The organism is Anaerophaga thermohalophila str. Valhall (assembly GCF_000250735.1).
GTDB lineage: Bacteria > Bacteroidota > Bacteroidia > Bacteroidales > Marinilabiliaceae > Anaerophaga > Anaerophaga thermohalophila_A.
In genome coordinates, this window is sequence record NZ_AHZV01000132.1 from 1 (window position 1) to 13,314 (window position 13,314).

General features: G+C 41.8%; 15 protein-coding genes. 1 reads left to right on the plus strand and 14 read right to left on the minus strand.

All coding sequences use genetic code 11. The features are described 5' to 3' along the window. Positions 1-54: 54 nt before the first annotated feature. Both OQ5_RS0106950 and OQ5_RS0106955 read right to left on the minus strand, forming a co-directional pair. Entirely contained in the window at positions 55-1,761 is a 1,707-nt protein-coding gene (locus OQ5_RS0106950) for a S41 family peptidase (protein ID WP_016776789.1), read from the minus strand. 100 nt (positions 1,762-1,861) lie between these two features. After that, complete coding sequence (locus tag OQ5_RS0106955; protein WP_016776790.1) at positions 1,862-4,369, minus strand: YfhO family protein; 2,508 nt, start codon at positions 4,367-4,369, stop codon at positions 1,862-1,864. A gap of 127 nt (positions 4,370-4,496) precedes the next feature. Between OQ5_RS0106955 and OQ5_RS0106960 the strand changes: the two genes are divergently transcribed. Next, the gene (locus OQ5_RS0106960; RefSeq protein WP_016776791.1) at positions 4,497-4,802 is read left to right on the plus strand and encodes a YciI family protein; all 306 of its coding nucleotides are present in this window, start codon (positions 4,497-4,499) and stop codon (positions 4,800-4,802) included. 35 nt (positions 4,803-4,837) lie between these two features. Here the strand turns inward: OQ5_RS0106960 and OQ5_RS24395 are convergent, their stop codons facing one another. The 12 genes from OQ5_RS24395 to OQ5_RS0107015 form a co-directional block, all read right to left on the minus strand. After that, positions 4,838-5,011, minus strand: a complete 174-nt coding sequence (locus OQ5_RS24395; protein ID WP_016776792.1) for an acylphosphatase — start codon at positions 5,009-5,011, stop codon at positions 4,838-4,840. Continuing rightward, positions 4,998-5,120, minus strand: a complete 123-nt coding sequence (locus tag OQ5_RS24400) for an acylphosphatase (protein WP_255297425.1) — start codon at positions 5,118-5,120, stop codon at positions 4,998-5,000. The genes OQ5_RS24395 and OQ5_RS24400 overlap by 14 nt, the downstream gene beginning before the upstream one ends. 18 nt (positions 5,121-5,138) lie before the next feature. Then, a complete protein-coding gene (locus OQ5_RS0106970; protein ID WP_016776793.1) occupies positions 5,139-6,029 on the minus strand; it encodes a glycosyltransferase family 2 protein in 891 nt (296 codons plus the stop codon). Positions 6,030-6,037: 8 nt separating this feature from the next. After that, on the minus strand, positions 6,038-6,742 hold the full coding sequence (locus OQ5_RS0106975; protein ID WP_016776794.1) for a phosphoadenylyl-sulfate reductase: 705 nt from the start codon (positions 6,740-6,742) through the stop codon (positions 6,038-6,040). 111 nt (positions 6,743-6,853) lie between these two features. Continuing rightward, positions 6,854-7,207, minus strand: coding sequence for a 6-phosphofructokinase (locus OQ5_RS24405; protein ID WP_369688186.1), 354 nt, complete (start codon positions 7,205-7,207; stop codon positions 6,854-6,856). Next, on the minus strand, positions 7,123-7,887 hold the full coding sequence (locus OQ5_RS20490) for an ATP-dependent 6-phosphofructokinase (RefSeq protein WP_255297426.1): 765 nt from the start codon (positions 7,885-7,887) through the stop codon (positions 7,123-7,125). Before OQ5_RS20490 ends, OQ5_RS24405 begins: the two co-directional genes overlap by 85 nt. A gap of 78 nt (positions 7,888-7,965) precedes the next feature. Further along, entirely contained in the window at positions 7,966-8,826 is an 861-nt protein-coding gene (locus tag OQ5_RS0106985; RefSeq protein ID WP_016776796.1) for a universal stress protein, read from the minus strand. Positions 8,827-8,943: 117 nt separating this feature from the next. Next, entirely contained in the window at positions 8,944-9,993 is a 1,050-nt protein-coding gene (gene queA, locus OQ5_RS0106990) for a tRNA preQ1(34) S-adenosylmethionine ribosyltransferase-isomerase QueA (protein WP_016776797.1), read from the minus strand. A 267-nt stretch (positions 9,994-10,260) separates the two neighbouring features. Next, positions 10,261-11,019, minus strand: a complete 759-nt coding sequence (truB, locus tag OQ5_RS0107000; RefSeq protein ID WP_016776799.1) for a tRNA pseudouridine(55) synthase TruB — start codon at positions 11,017-11,019, stop codon at positions 10,261-10,263. Positions 11,020-11,042: 23 nt separating this feature from the next. Beyond that, positions 11,043-11,846: an undecaprenyl-diphosphate phosphatase gene (locus tag OQ5_RS0107005; RefSeq protein WP_016776800.1), complete on the minus strand. Its 804-nt coding sequence runs from the start codon at positions 11,844-11,846 to the stop codon at positions 11,043-11,045. A gap of 165 nt (positions 11,847-12,011) precedes the next feature. Beyond that, complete coding sequence (locus tag OQ5_RS0107010; protein WP_016776801.1) at positions 12,012-12,287, minus strand: DUF3098 domain-containing protein; 276 nt, start codon at positions 12,285-12,287, stop codon at positions 12,012-12,014. 19 nt (positions 12,288-12,306) lie between these two features. After that, positions 12,307-13,176, minus strand: a complete 870-nt coding sequence (locus OQ5_RS0107015) for a cell division protein FtsX (protein ID WP_026055156.1) — start codon at positions 13,174-13,176, stop codon at positions 12,307-12,309. Positions 13,177-13,314 lie beyond the last annotated feature (138 nt).

Consider the following 13,314-nt stretch of genomic DNA (forward strand, 5'->3'; position numbering starts at 1 on the left):
GAAAACTTATGAATAAAGCAGGTTAAAATCGTTTTCAAGTTTGTTTCATTTTTTCTATCTGTGAAGCCGGTCCCCTGCATGACTTAAAACAGCGCCGCTCAAAATGCCACGGTATTGCGCCTCGTCATTCATCACTTCAAGCGCTTTTTTGAGAACCTTATCGTGCCTCAAAGCATATTTAATGGTGCCTTCCTGGTAATAGTAACGTTTCATGAGCTCATTTCCCAAAAGGTCATCTACTTCATCACGGAATGTTTTTAAGTCAAACGAAACATCAACATCGAGCTTCTCTTCAAGCGCTTTAAATTCATCCAGATGGATGTCATAATATCCTTCTTCTTTGGCAGCCTCAACCAACTTTCTGAAACGTTCGCGACTTGCAGAAGTATATTTAAAATCATCAAGGGAGGTCACAAAACCGGTAAAGTCGCTATATAAATCATCCGAGACAACAAACGCTTCCGGTTTTGCAACGGAAACATTCTCAGAAACAAAGACATTTGCATATTTGAAAATGGTTTGCTGGGCCATCAGGGCATAAGCAATATTACTAAGGGTATCGCGGGGCACTACCACATCGGGAGAAATTCCGCCACCGTCATATACCGTGCGCCCGTTATCGGTCTGAAATTCCGAGACAAGAGAATCGGGAACATATCCCACACTTCCGTCCTCATTTCGGTGTGAATAATCGAGCGCCTGGATACACCGCCCGCTGGGGATGTAATATTTTGCGGTTGTTACTTTCAACTTAGCATTATATGGGAGGTTCCGGGTTGTCTGAACCAGCCCTTTACCGAATGACCGGTTTCCAACAATTACTCCCCGGTCATGGTCCTGAATAGCGCCTGCCACAATTTCAGACGCCGATGCAGAGCCTCTGTTTATCATTATAGAGAGAGGAATAAGCGTATCAACAGGGGCTTTTGTGGCCCGGTAAACTTTGTCCCACTGTTTAATTCTTCCTTTGGTGCTGACAACTTCCGACCCCCGGGGAATAAAAAGGTTGGCAACCTTAACCGCCTCATCTAACAATCCGCCGGGGTTGCCTCTTAAGTCAAGAATAATTTTCGTAGCGCCCTGTTCTTTCAAATCGCTGAGTGCATTTTCCACCTCGCGGGCACAATTATGTGTGAAGTTATTCAGCACAATAATTCCGGTATTGTTTTCTAACAATCCATAATACGGCACCGGATTTATTTGGATGTTCTCCCTGATGATGGTGACTTCCAGTGGTTCCTCTACACCGTAACGTTCAACAACTACTTTTACCTCGGTATTGGCCGGTCCTTTAAGCTTATTACTCACCTCTTCCGTACTTTTGCCCTTCATATCAAAACCATCGATGGAAAGGATTTTGTCGCCGGCTTTGAGTCCGGCTTCATCGGCCGGAAAGCCCTTATAGGGTTCGGAAATACAAACATAGTCGTCCAGGCGGGTAATGAGTGCCCCGATACCTGCATACTCACCGGTGGTCATAAAATTAAAATCATCCATTTCGGTTTCGGAGATGTAGGTAGTATAAGGGTCCAGCGATTCGAGCATTGCTTCAATACCCGTTTCAATCAGTTCTTCCGGGTCGGTTTCATCCACGTAATAAGTATTCAGTTCACGAAAAAGCGAATAAAAAATATCAAGATTTTTTACAATGGAAAAATTCCTCTCTTCATTATTCGCAGATACAAACCCCAGAGATATTATTAACGCAATTGCTATTCCGGTGCTCCATCCCAGCCATTTTTTTCCTCTTAATTTCTTCATTGTTACTGTTACTATTTATTGTTGTATACATTAAATCATAATTCCTTGATCGAATAAAAACACAAATCATGCCATGCCGGATGCTTCTCTTCATCAATTATCAAGATTTTCTTAACCAGTCCGGTTTATATTTCCACAGCAGGAAAGCGGCAAAAAGAAGTATTAAAATGCCTCCGAAAATGGCAAGGGTGTTGGCCAGGCGGACTGATGACGGCTCAAAACGAAATTCAACCGTATGCTCCCCATCGGGAACCATTAATGCCCGGAGGATATAATTAACTCTTTTTATTTCGGTCTTTTCCCCGTCGATGTATGCATTCCATCCGGCAGGATAATAAATCTCGCTGAACACAGCAACTTTCTTTCCGGGAGATGTTACTTTGTAGGTCAGCCTATCGGGAGCATAAGTTATTAACTCAATGTTTCCACCTTCTCTGTCATTCTGATACGACTTCCAGGAATCATCCAGTCGGTCCTGCCTGATGAGGGCTGTTTTTTGCAAATCCACATTTCTCAGTCCGGATATCTCTTCTTCGGCAGACAGGACAACTTTGAAATTATTAACAAACCAGGCATCTCCGTAATTATGGATGTTTTTGACGGGTTCTTGTCCCGGATGATAAACAACATACTTTGTATTGAGCATATTCAAAACCGGCATTCCGTCTAAAAGGTCCAACGCCTCTTCCCTTGATCCCCCGTTTCTGAAATGTCCCATGAGCATCTGCCAGTTGTTTTGAAGATAATAATCAATAATGTCCTGATATATCCTCAGTTTAGCACCATGATATCCGCCTATTGATTTATGAAAATAGGATGTATTCACCTCGGTAAAAGGATTGCGATAAATGGTAAAAACCCTGAAATTGGTATCATCGTCTTCCAGAATAAATGCATCGGCTTTTGTCTCCTCAAACCGGCTGGAAATCTGCCGGGGAGCTTCAAAGTCGTCGCTGTTCAGATATCGTTTGTCAACACCCCATAAATCAATAAGTACCAGCAAAACTAATCCCGGAAGAATATATTTCTTCGAAACACGATTGGTAGCGTACAACCAAAGAGAGCCGCTTCCAAGTAAAATAAAAAAGAATGACCTTAATGCATCGGTTTTCAGCAAGGCCATGCGTGCCTGTTTCATGTTCATAATCACCTGATCAATCAGGATAGCCTGATCAGGCATATCCTGCTTTTGTTGCGCGAGGGCAGTGACTTCTTCCCGGCTCATGAAGTTGAAAAACAAATCGGGAAATAAATACAGGATCAATGCAACGCCACCGGTAAGCCCGAAGGCGGCAAGAAACTTACTACTCTGCTCGCGAATATATGCAGGATTATCGACAACCTTTTTTAAACCTATCATCCCTAAAAGAGGGATTGTGACAGTTGCAACAACCAAAGTCATCTCAACAGTCCGGAATTTATTATAGAGAGGGAAGTGATCGAACATAAAATAGTTAAACCACTCCAGGTTCTTCCCCCATGCCAGGATAATGGAAAGTATAGTTGCGGCAACCAACCACCATTTTTCACGGCCTTTGTAGAAAAACAATGAGAGAACAAAGAAAAAACAAATCAGCGCACCTACATAAACCGGCCCTGATGTAAAGGGCTTGCTTCCCCAGTATTGCGATTGCCCTCCGACAATTTCCCTCAACCTGTTGTCCACCTCTTCCATTGCCCGTGGATCTTTTGACAAAGGTTCGGATGCACCCCCCATAACATTCGGGATCAAGAGCGTCAGTGTTTCCGCTTTTCCGTAGCTCCAGTCGAAAGCATAATCACGATCGAGGCCTGCATCCTGTTCTCCCTCTTTCGTAGAGGATTCCAATTCGGAAGGCCCCCTTATACTGAATTTTCCGTATTCGTATGTGGGCAAAAGGTGCGGTAAATTTGGCAAAACCGCCAAAAGTGCGGCTCCAACCAGGATTGCAGCTCTGATGAGAAAATCCCTGATTTGACCGTCTTTCCAGGCATAGATGAAACGGCTGAGCATTAAAACCAAAACCAGAATAAAAAGATAATAAGTTATCTGCACATGATTATAGGCGATATGCAAACCGAGGGTGAAAGCAGTAAAAAATGCGCCCTTCCATTTATTGCTGTTGAGGGTATACAAAATACCGGCAATAACAGGAGCCATCATTGCAATAGCATAAGCTTTGGTGATGTGCCCGGCGATGATAATGATAATGTTATAGGATCCGAATGCGAAAGCTATAGCCCCCAGAAGAGATAATAACTTCCCCATTTTCATACTTCGAAGAAGGACATAAAAGCCCAGAAGATAAAGAAACAAAATAGCAACCGTAGAATAAGGCAATCCAAAACGCACGATTCTGTTGATATAACTGAAAATGTTAGCCGAAGAATCTCCTTTAATCTGATAGGCAGGCATTCCTCCAAACATGGAGTTGGTCCAGAACGAATGTTCACCGGTTGCCTCTTCATGTTCAACAAGTTCCTGAGACATCCCGATGGCGTGAATGTTGTCCATTTGAGGTAACTCATATCCCTTCAGAACGGGACTGAAGTAAACGAAACTCAGAATAGCAAACAAAACAATAGTTCCGGCAAAATAGAAGGTTGGTTTTAGCTTTTGAATTTCCATCGTAACAATACTTTGTGATTTCGGGTCTGAAATATACATAAAGTTTACGAAGCAGCCTTCTTATCGGCTGAAACTTTAATCATGCATTTTCGTATATTTTAATTTTAAATTAAAAAAATCCTGCTCAATGTTCGTAATCCTGATTCAATACCGGAGCTCTGATGCCCAGATCAATGCCGTCAAACAACAACATAAATCTTTCCTTAAAGAACAAATGGAACAGGGCAATATTATTACCTCAGGCCCACGAACCCCTAATACCGGTGAAGTAATTTTATCCTGCCTGCAAGACATGGAGAGTCTGCATGCTTTACTAAATCAGGATCCTTTTTACAAAAAACGAATCGGCCAATATCAAATCATTGAATTCTCCCCCGATAACAGTTGCGAGCAAATTGAAGACCTGCTGACTTTTTATGAAGAAAAGGAGTAATGGTGCCATCTGCCGGTAATGGGCCTTAAAAATCCTCAAATATCGTCACAATGCCGTATGCGAAACCGGGTATATCCATAAACCGGGACATCCTGAATAACAAAGTCATCGACTCTTGCCTGCGGAGGCCCCTGCCTGCATGCCATCAAAAAACGGTCTAACGGCTCCGCCTCTCCTTCAGCATCGACCTCCACATTACCTCCCGGCATATTTTTTACTATATCCGTTAATCCCAAAGCGAAGTGCATTATCCTGAACAAAATAGCGAAAGCCTACGCCTTGTACTCTGCCGCTTATTATTACTCTGACCCGCTTCATTTGTTTCTGCTTTTTTGTTTATCGCATTTGTTTAACAAACATCCTGTATTTGTAGATATTCAACAACCAAATGCTGACAAATCCGCTGGCAAGTAAAAATTTTATAACCGGATGAATCATTCCGAGAACCGGAGTCAATAAAAATCGTAATTTTCTGTTGCGATAGTAAAACCGCAATAATTTGTTATCCTTTATATAATTTTGATCATATCCGGTTATTTCCAATGTTTTCTTCAGATTGATAATACTCTGATTAACCTTACTTAAAAATTCATTGTTGGTTTCCAGCTCCCCGTTCATAACAGGATTGTCTGTATGAACAATGTTGATGTTATTCTTCTTCAGGTTGAACCCAAAGAGTGTATCCTCATGCCCATATCCCGATAAATTTTCATCAAAAGGGAATTTAATCAATAATTGACGACTGATCAAGAAATTATTGCTCATAAAAGAACGGTTCGGGAATCGTCTTCGTTCCTTAGCCGGAGTGCTTTCTTTCAAAATTCCGTATCTCCATCGCAAACGACGATTTCGTTCCGGCTTTTCTTCCGGATAAATTTTGCCCCCGCAAATTACCACGTCAGCATAATTGGATGGAATGGCCGAAAAATAATTATCCAAAAACTCGTTTGAAATAATTTGTGCATCACAATCCAGAAACAACAGATAGTTATACACAGTATATTTTAAAAACAGGTTCCTGATCCGTGCTCTTCCGATATTGGCATCTAACTCAATGAATCGCCCAAATTTATGAACTTCACGGTTTGTTTTCCTGAAATCTTCGTCGGATGCATCATCGATAAAAACCAGCTCAACGGGTACAGCCAACTGCCCGGCCTGTTTGTCAAGAATAAGCGCGAGATTTCGCACATCAGCATTATATACAGGAACGCATACAGAAATCATTCGATAGATTAACGTTTGTGCAGCCCGCATTCCTTACTTTCGGGATTTTCCCACCACCACCGCCCGGCACGCACATCTTCCCATGGCTCAATGGCCCTGGTACATGGCAGGCAACCAATGCTGGGATATCCTTTATCGTGGAGCGGATTATAAGGCACCTTGTTTTCTTTGATATAGTTCCATACATCGGATTCTGACCAACGAGCCAAAGGGTTAACTTTGATAAGCCCGTTGTTATCGTCCCACTCAACAACCTGAATATTCTGGCGTGTCACAGATTGTCCGGCACGTAGCCCGCAAATCCAGGCATCAAGGGTTTTAAAGACGCGTTTTAACGGTTCTATCTTTCGGATATGACAACAAAGCTTGCGGTTTTCAATGCTTTCGTAAAAAAGATTGATCCCTTTGGTGTTAACCATTTCTTCCACCTGTTTGTAATCAGGGAACAGTACTTCAATCTTTGTATTGTATCTTTTATTGGTGCGGTCAATCAGGTCGTAAGTTTCCGGGAACAATCTTCCTGTATCCAGCGTGAAGATGCGGGCATCCGGTTTAATTTTCAGCACCATATCGGTCAGCACCTGGTCTTCGGCCCCCATACTTGACGAGAGTGCTACCCTATCCCCATATTCATTAAGGAACCAGCTAAGCAATTCTGTGGGGTCTTTCTCCGGAAATCGTTTATTCAGTTCTTCAATTTTAGTTTTACTCATCCGTTCAGTATAAATTTAGTCTAACCTGGGTTATCTTATATCTGATAATCTAAACATCTTACAATCTGTCTTAAATCTCTTTTTGCCATGCTCGTTTAATAAAACCATCCATCATTGATCACCGAAACAAACACCCATGTGACGGGCCTTGTTCACCAGCCCGTTTTCAGGATCGACCAGCCGCAGACGACCGCCAACTTCTTCCAGCGGTATACTGATGATCTCGTTTCCACGTATGGCAACCATTTGTCCAAAATTTTCCTCGTAGATCATTTGAGCAGCATAAGCGCCATAACGGGTAGCAAGAATCCGGTCGGCCGGTGTGGGACTTCCTCCTCTCTGAATATAACCGAGAACCGTTTCTCTTGTTTCGAGACCGGTCATTTTTCGGATTTTCTTGGCAATAAACGCCCCTGCGTTTTTTTTCTTTTTGCCGGTTTTAATTCCTTCAGCAACAACAACAATAGAGTAAGGTTCTTTTTTCGGTTGCGTTCAATCAGGCAGTTGGCAACAACGTTCATGTCATATTCCAGTTCGGGTATAAGAATAACATCTCCACCTCCTGCAATTCCGGAGTGTAAAGCGATCCATCCGGCATGGTGTCCCATCACCTCAATCACCATGACCCGTTTATGCGAATTGGCCGTGGTATGAAGCCGGTCGATGGCCTCAGTGGCAATATGCAGGGCAGTATCGAATCCGAAAGTAACATCGGTACCCCAAACATCGTTATCAATAGTTTTGGGAATACCAACCACATTAAGTCCTTCGCGACTCAGGAGGTTGGCTGTTTCCTGGGTGCCGTTGCCACCAATACAAACCAATGCATCCAGGCCAAGTTCTTTATAGTTTTGCTTAATAAGCTGCGGCTTATCAGAAACGATGTCCCCTTCCTGTTGCTTAAAAGGTTTCATTCTGGATGTCCCCAGAATCGTACCTCCCAGTGTGAGAATCCCTGACAAAAGCTGTTCATTCAGCGGAATAACATCTTTCTCCAGGAGGCCGGTAAAACCATTGGCGATACCAATCACCTCCATCCCGTATTCAACAATAGCAGTTTTGCCGATGCCCCTGATGGTGGCATTGATTCCGGGACAATCGCCTCCGGCAGAAAGAATCCCGATTTTCATTTTTTTAGTTCCCATGTTTAGCGCTGTTAGTTCTCAGTATATATCTCTGTTCGTCCGGGTCTTCTTTAAAAACAGGTAAAGGTCCATCCCGGTTCAGGGATGGAATACCAATAAAGGTATATCGGTATGAAAAAGAATTCTACGGGTAATTTCAGGGCTGAACAATTGAGCAATCATATTGCGCTTTCGTTTGGTCATAGCGATCAAATCAATATTATCTTCACCAACATATTTTTCAAGAGCAGGAATAAACGGTTCGCCCTTTTCAAAACCAAATTTCATCTGGTGGTTACGGTATGTGGCTTTACAATAGTCTCTGAATTGCTCTTGTTTTCTTATGTCTGCTTTATCGGGTTTATGACTAACAAACCTGATGGCATGTATTTCGGTATGAAATGGAGTAATAAGACGAACCAGCTTATGAATGGAAATATAATCGCTGTCGCTAAAATCGGTAATAAACAAAACCTTACTGAGTTTTTCGAGGTCGACTTTCGAATTTGCCGGCACGGCAAGAACGGGAGATTCAGCTCTCTTCATTACATCAGCAGTGATGCTTCCAAGCAGTTCTTTTATGGTTTCCCCTTTGCTTTTGGTACCCATAATGACCACATCAGAATTCATCTCCTTACATACTTCCGTAATCACATCTTCGGGATATCCAAACTCAAACCTGTTTTGAAGCTCAATATTTCGATCCTGAATAGTAGTCATTTTGTTGATGGTAGCCTGGCAAAGCTCGGCCAGCCGGTCTCTCGCATTTTGTTCCCTTCGTTGTATGCTCTCCTCGGAGTTCGGCATGTCGGGTGCGGCCTCTTCCTCAAGGTCTTCATATTCGGGAAAACTGTGCAAAATAGTTACTGTCGACGGAAATTTACCGGCGAGGGTCAAAGCATAAGTAAGTGCATTGACCGAATAATCGGTAAATGTAACGGGAACAAGGATGTTTATCATAGCTTTAACAGGTTATAGCAAATTGCCGATTAATGCAGCAAAAGTTACGAAAAAATAAAAAAAACCCACATTCAAAAATAAGATGAATGCGGGAAAAACAATTCTTTGTTGTTGCAATCAGATAATAAGCATTGCATCTCCATAAGTTCCAAAACGATATTTCTCTTTTACGGCTGTCTTGTATGCTTTCATAATCAAGTCATAACCGCCAAAGGCTGCTACCATCATGAGTAATGTGGAATACGGCAGATGAAAATTGGAAACCATAGCATCGGCAACACTGAATTCATACGGTGGAAAAATAAATTTATTGGTCCATCCCTCAAAAGCATTCACGTGCCCGTTGGTAGAAACAGAACTCTCGATGGTTCGCATTACCGTTGTTCCAACAGCACACACTCTCTTGCGCTGGTCCTTTGCCTTGTTTATGATGCGGGCAGATTCTTCAGGAATAATAATTTGTTCCGAATCCATTTTGTGTTTGGTCAGGTCTTCAACATCGACAGACCTGAAACTGCCAAGACCAACATGAAGAGTGATATAAGAAAAATCGATCCCCTTTATTTCAAAACGTTTCAGTAATTCACGGCTAAAATGCATTCCGGCGGTCGGGGCTGCCACGGCTCCTTCGTGTTTCGCAAAAATGGTCTGATAACGTTCCCTGTCCTCTGGTTCAACTTTTCGGTTAATAAACTTGGGCAAAGGGGTTTCTCCCAGGCTGTAAAGTGTTTCCTTAAATTCTTCGTAAGAGCCGTCAAAAAGGAAACGAAGCGTACGGCCACGTGAAGTTGTGTTGTCAATAACTTCTGCTACCAGTGTGTCATTTTCTCCAAAATAAAGTTTGTTCCCGATCCGGATTTTTCTGGCCGGATCTACCAATACATCCCACAATCTCTGTTCTTTGTTCAATTCACGAAGCAGGAATACTTCAATTTCGGCACCTGTTTTTTCTTTGTTCCCATACAATCGTGCCGGAAAGACTTTTGTATTATTAAAAATAAGGACATCTTTCTCATTAAAATAATCAATGATGTCTTTAAAAATTTTGTGTTCAATTTTCCCGGTGTCCTTATGTACAACCATCAAACGCGACTCGTCGCGGTTAGGTACGGGATGCAATGCAATAAGCTCTTCAGGCAATTTGTATTTAAACTTTGACAATTTCATAATGCCGCCTTGTAGTTTTGTATGGTTTATAATTCAAAATTTTGCACAAAAATAAGCGTAACTTATACGCAGGAATAATCAATTTGTTTCAAAAAAATTTTTTATTTTTTCTTACTCATCTACCTGCCGGAGTAACTTGTGATTCAGGAATCTGCTGCCCTTTTTCAACAATACTCAATATAAATGAGTTCGGTCTAAAAAGCATCTTTGTTGCCAAACTCTGTGCTGTTTTGACAAAAAAATGTCTTTTTATACCACGCTCATAAATCAAATCAGTCCTTTGTTTCGCCATTTTTCAATTAAAATATTAAACTGATTATCAAAATATTCAATAGTCATAGCTTTATCAATACTATAATTCCCGATTGCCGTACGCCTCAGTCCGGATAAATAAGCTCCGGAACCAAGGGCTAGCCCCAGATCGCGGGCAAAAGAACGTATATAGGTCCCTTTACTGCAGCGCACAAATATTTCAGCTTCATTATTTTGATAGTTCAACAACCTTAATTCGTGAAATATCACTTTGCGAGCCTTCATTTCCACCTCTTCACCTTTTCTGGCCATGTGAAAAGCGCGTTTCCCATTGATCCTGATGGCTGAGAATCCGGGTGGTATTTGCTGCTGTTCGCCTAAAAACTGACTCAGGGTTGTCTCAATCTCTTCTTTCCCGATATGTCCATAAGGATATTCCCTGTCAACTTCCGTTTCAAGATCGAAAGAAGGGGTTGTAGCCCCGAATTTTACTTTGGCAAAGTAGTGTTTTTCTTTGGCCATCAGCTGGTCAATGTTCTTCGTTGCTTTACCGGTGCAAACAATAACCAGGCCCGTTGCCAGCGGATCCAGTGTGCCTGCATGACCAACCTTTATTTTCTTTATTTTTAATCCATGCTGCAGACGTGAGCGTATTTTTTTCACCACATCAAAGGATGTCCATCTGTAAGGCTTATCAATCAAAAAAATCCGGCCCTCTGAAAACGTCTTTGGGTGAGCAATCTGTAAAATATCTGTTGTGATTTCTATTTTCATTTAAGTCCGTTCTTCATTCAAAATTACCACAAATAGCCCCCGATTGCCAAGCCTCCAACGATGACACAATAGATAGCAAAATAGATCAACCGTCCTTTTTTGACAATCTCGATCATCCACCGGCAAGCCAGCAAACCGCTGATAAAAGCAGCCAAAAATCCCGTCAGAAGAACCCAGGGGCCAATAGCTCCATCAACAGGAGCTTGAGAAACATCCGCTTTTAATAATGAAAGAATATTTTCGCCCAAAATCGGCACCAATACCATAAGGAATGAAAAACGCGCCACTTCGGTACGTTTATTCCCTATCAATAAACCGGTTGCAATGGTTGCCCCGGAACGCGAAATTCCAGGCAAAACAGCTATGGTTTGAGCAACACCAATCACTAAAGCATCCCAAAAACCAATATCACGCTCACCCGATTTTCGGAAATAAGTAAAACCCAGTAACGCCGCGGTTATCAATAACATCAGTCCAACCACGAGTAACATATTGTCGGCATCGAAAATTTCTTCAACATAATCCTTAAAAAACAGCCCTACAACAGCAATGGGAATCATTGAAACAGCGATTTTTGCAATATATTGTGTTTCAGTATTCCACCGAAAACGCGACAGACCGAGGAGAAGCGAAACAATATCCTGCCTGAAAACCACCAGGGTACTCAAAACGGTCGCTCCGTGAACTACGACAGTAAAACGCAAACTATCCGGGGAATCAATACCAAGTAAGTGTTTTCCGATTTCAAGATGGCCGCTGCTGCTCACCGGCAAAAATTCTGTCAACCCCTGAATCAAACCTAAAATTAAAGCTTCAAACCAATTCATCTAATTTATTATATACCAAACAAATACTCCTATTTAACGTTAAAAATGTCCACCCCGAACAGGGCAGACATAGTTGAATGGTGTTTAACCTGCTTTATTCAAAAATTTAGCAGGTGACACTGGAACAGACATAAAAATATGTATGAACTCAGGTGGCTAAAAAAGTTATTCTTCCCCTTGCTTTCCGGCTTTTTTGGCATCGGCGGGTTTCTTCATTATGGCATAAATACCAAACAAAAAGCCGAATAAGACAACAAGAGGCGCAAGGGTAATACGCCGGAAGCTGTAAATGTCTTCGTTAAAAATCTGCGGGTCTTCATTACTACTGCCCGTCATTAACAAAAAGCCAATGACGACAATGATGAATGCGATGGCCAGTAACCGGTAATTCTGTTTTTCAAGCGCCATCTCCGATTTCTTTTCTGTCGTTTTTTTTGACATATTACCGTTCTTTTAATTTCTAAAAATACAAATCGTCAGCCTTCAGTCGTAAATATTTGTTTACGGCAAAAAACGTGGAAACCAGTGTAATTAATATCCCCAAAACAATCACAATTGCAAAAAGCGTTCCAAGCAACCAAAAATTGTCAAAACCAATCATCCCTTCCATTTCATTGGTTAACCCGTAAATAAGCGCCGATAGTAGAACAATGGCCACGGTAGCGCCGGCCAGGCCATGCAAAATGCCCTTTGCCAGGAAAGGACGCCGTATAAAGCCTCTGGTCGCACCAACCAACTGCATGGTTTTGATTAAAAAACGCCTGGAATAAACCGATAATCGTATGGTGTTATTAATTAAAGCAATGGCTATAACCAACAGCAAGATGGCAAACCCACCCAGTATTATGGCTATTTTTTCAATATTTTCGTTGACCGCATGAAGCAGATTCTTCTGGTAATAAACCTCTTTTACCTGCGGAAAGTTCAAAACCTGATTTTCAATAACCGCCATGCTGTCAGGATTCGCATATTCGGCAAAAACTTTAACCTCGATGCTTGATAACAGTGGGTTATATCCCAGAAAATCGACAAAATCTTCTCCCAGTTCATCCTCCATGATAGCAGCAGCCTCAGCTTTACTCACATAAACAGCCTCGCGTACATAAGATGATGCATTCAGGATTTTTTGAAGCCTCTGAACTTCAGCTTCTCGAGAATTGTCGTTTACCAGAATGGTAAATCCCAGATTTTCTTTTACATACGTTGACAACCTTTGAGCGTTCAGGATCAGAAGCCCGATAATACCTAAAAGAAAAAGTACCAGTGATATACTTATCACGGTTGTTACATAAGAACTTCTAAGTTTTCGTTTGGCGGCAGTATTGCTCATGGGTAAAACATTTTCCCTATCAGAATGCAAATATAACAGAAATAAGCGCCAACCCATTAAAAATGACAGGGAATTAACAAATCGTCAGATTTTAACAGACTATTCGATATAAGTATTCGACAGGAAAAGGCAGAAGGC